The following is a 2,240-nucleotide window of genomic DNA, read 5'->3' as shown; positions in this document are numbered from 1 at the left end:
CCTTATCCCGGCATTGGTAGCAACCCACGCTACCTGGTGTAACCGGGGGTGCCGGCAGGTACAGTGCAAACCCGCCGTCGCTTTGGATTTGGCGATGCATCTATCCCCGGCCAGGCGTTGCGACCAGGGGAAAGCGCCGTCGCCGCGGCGCGTGTGGAGTCCGCTGCCCAGGTTCTTGGCAAGCGCCGCTGGTATCCCCCGTCGTTGAGGTTCGATGCGGTCGCGCCGCTCTGCCGGCGCACTCCAAAGCAGTCCGGAATCCATAAAGAGCCACCGGTTTTTACTGAGTGGAGAAACCAACATGAAGGTCGCCGGAATCGCTGTCAGCAGCAAATCCGTTACCTTGGTTATTTCTCGTTCCCACGCGCCGCGTGGGAACGCGGAAGCTCCGCGCCGCGGAGTGTCTCGGAGACGCTATGAGCCGTAGCCGCTACCCTATTGTCGAACCGCAAACGCCGCATTTCATGACATTCACCGTGCTGGAATGGCTACCGGTGTTCACGTGCCCCGATACGGTACAAATTCTGCTCGAAGCTTTCACCGACCGACAACAAAATCGAGGGGTTCGCTTGTACGGCTATGTGATTCTGGAAAATCACCTGCACTGTATTCTTCAGTCGCCGGATTTGGAAAAACAAGTGAAGAACTGGAAATCTTATACGGCGCGGCAGGTTATTAATTATCTGCGGGCCAGAAACTCGACACGGTTATTGGCAAAGCTGGCCTATCATTAAGAAAGGATATAAGACGGATCGTGAATATCAGTTATGGGAAGAAGGATCGCATCCGCAGTGGATCCAAAACGAGGCGATGCTGGTGGAGAAATTGGCGTATATCCACAACAATCCGGTCAAACGCGGGTATGTGGATCGGCCGGAGCATTGGCGTTATTCCAGTGCACGGAATTATTTGGGCCGGGCGGGTTTAGAGGCTGTCTAAAAATTAAGATACTGATTTTAGGGTATAAAATCTGTAAATTTCACGCTCGTTCCCACGCTCCAGCGTGGGAACGTCGTCTTGTCCGCTCCCGCGGACTCAGCGCTTCTGTGCTGATAGGCGTTGGCGGTTAGCCTACCGAGGCGCTTAATCGACGCTGGAGCGTTGGGATTTGCTCCCACGCTGGAGCGTAGGGAGCCAGCTGAAAATCAATGTGTTAGTTTTTAGGCAGCCTCTTAGTTCCCGGGTATACGGAATGGTGGACACAGGCCTGATGCTCTCCGCGGCGCGGAGCTTCCCCGTTCCCACGCAGCGCGTGGGAACGAGAAAAATGAGGTTCGGAGCCCGCGTAGGGCGGGAAAGCACAGTCGGGTAGGTTGGGCAAAGGGCCAGGGATGGCCCGTGCCCAACACTGTTGTTGGGCACGTCCAGCGTCCACAGATGCGGTTCGCTGCGCAAGATGGTTCGGTACGCTCACCACACCATCGATGCGGTTTGCGCCTCTTCGTGATGCCATCCTGAATGACCTGCTGCGCTCACCGCACCATTATGATCCCCGTCCGTAGGCATCCCGGCGGGATGCGGCCGTCCCTGGCCTGTCCCGCCCTACGGGTCTCCAAAAGTGATCGTGCGCACCGGCTTGCTGCGTAGAAGACGCGGATTCAGAACGAAGTCAGCGCCAGACAAGGGCGCCACCTGCGGATTCGCCAGCCCACTGTGTCGGGTTACGGCGCGTTCGACCTCGCCGACACCCGCCGCCCTTCGCAAGGCGCGCCTAACCCGACCTACGGGTCTCATCGCATCATCGATGCGGTTCGCGCCACCCGGCAGTGCCGTCCTGAAAGATTTCCCGCGCTCACCGCATCCTACGGGCTTTGTTCAACCTATCCGGATTTTCCTATGCTCAATATGCGTCTTTGGGGTTCATCCAGTCACCGGCTACCAGCTACGGTAGCCGGCGACTGGTAGCTGGCGACTGGTAGCTGGCGACTGGTAGCTGGTAGCTGAATGGTGGGCACAGCCCACCCTACGTCATGCCGGGGATGGGGCCGAAGGTCTCGGCGGGGAGGCGTTCGAGACGGCCGGTGGCGGGGTCTTTGAGCTGCCAGCCGAGCCAACGCCAGGCGCCGGGGCTGGCGGAGCGGAAGCCGCTGCCGGCGGGCTCCAGGACGGCGTACTCCCGGTCCCGGAATATCTGGATGATGGTCAGACTCTTCCCGCTGACGGCGTCCCACAAGCGCAGCATGCCGTCAGCGCCGGCCGAGACCAAGCGGCTGGCGTCCGGCGACCAGCCGCAGGCCCAG

The 2,240-nt window shown here is 59.7% G+C and carries 3 protein-coding genes; 1 reads left to right on the top strand and 2 read right to left on the bottom strand.

From position 1 onward, the window contains the following. A partial coding sequence (locus BQ17_RS20165) for a hypothetical protein (RefSeq protein ID WP_141699077.1) occupies positions 1-264 on the bottom strand: 264 nt, incomplete at its 3' end. 152 nt (positions 265-416) lie between these two features. Here BQ17_RS20165 and BQ17_RS23100 point away from each other — a divergent pair. Further along, positions 417-734, top strand: coding sequence for a transposase (locus BQ17_RS23100; RefSeq protein ID WP_256091464.1), 318 nt, complete (start codon positions 417-419; stop codon positions 732-734). Positions 735-1,963: 1,229 nt separating this feature from the next. On the opposite strand, the gene BQ17_RS21405 is transcribed toward BQ17_RS23100, so the two are convergent. Further along, positions 1,964-2,240: WD40 repeat domain-containing protein (locus tag BQ17_RS21405; RefSeq protein WP_218068064.1), on the bottom strand; the 277-nt coding region annotated here is incomplete at its 5' end.

The organism is Candidatus Thiosymbion oneisti (assembly GCF_900092655.1).
GTDB classification, from domain to species: Bacteria; Pseudomonadota; Gammaproteobacteria; order Chromatiales; family Chromatiaceae; genus Thiosymbion; species Thiosymbion oneisti.
Note: the sequence above shows the minus strand (reverse complement) of the source record. Positions and strands in the feature narration are given on the sequence as shown.

Excerpts from the sequence above, each read along its gene's own strand:
- BQ17_RS23100 (WP_256091464.1), top strand. The coding sequence starts at position 417 with ATGAGCCGTAGCCGCTACCCTATTGTCGAACCGCAAACGCCGCATTTC.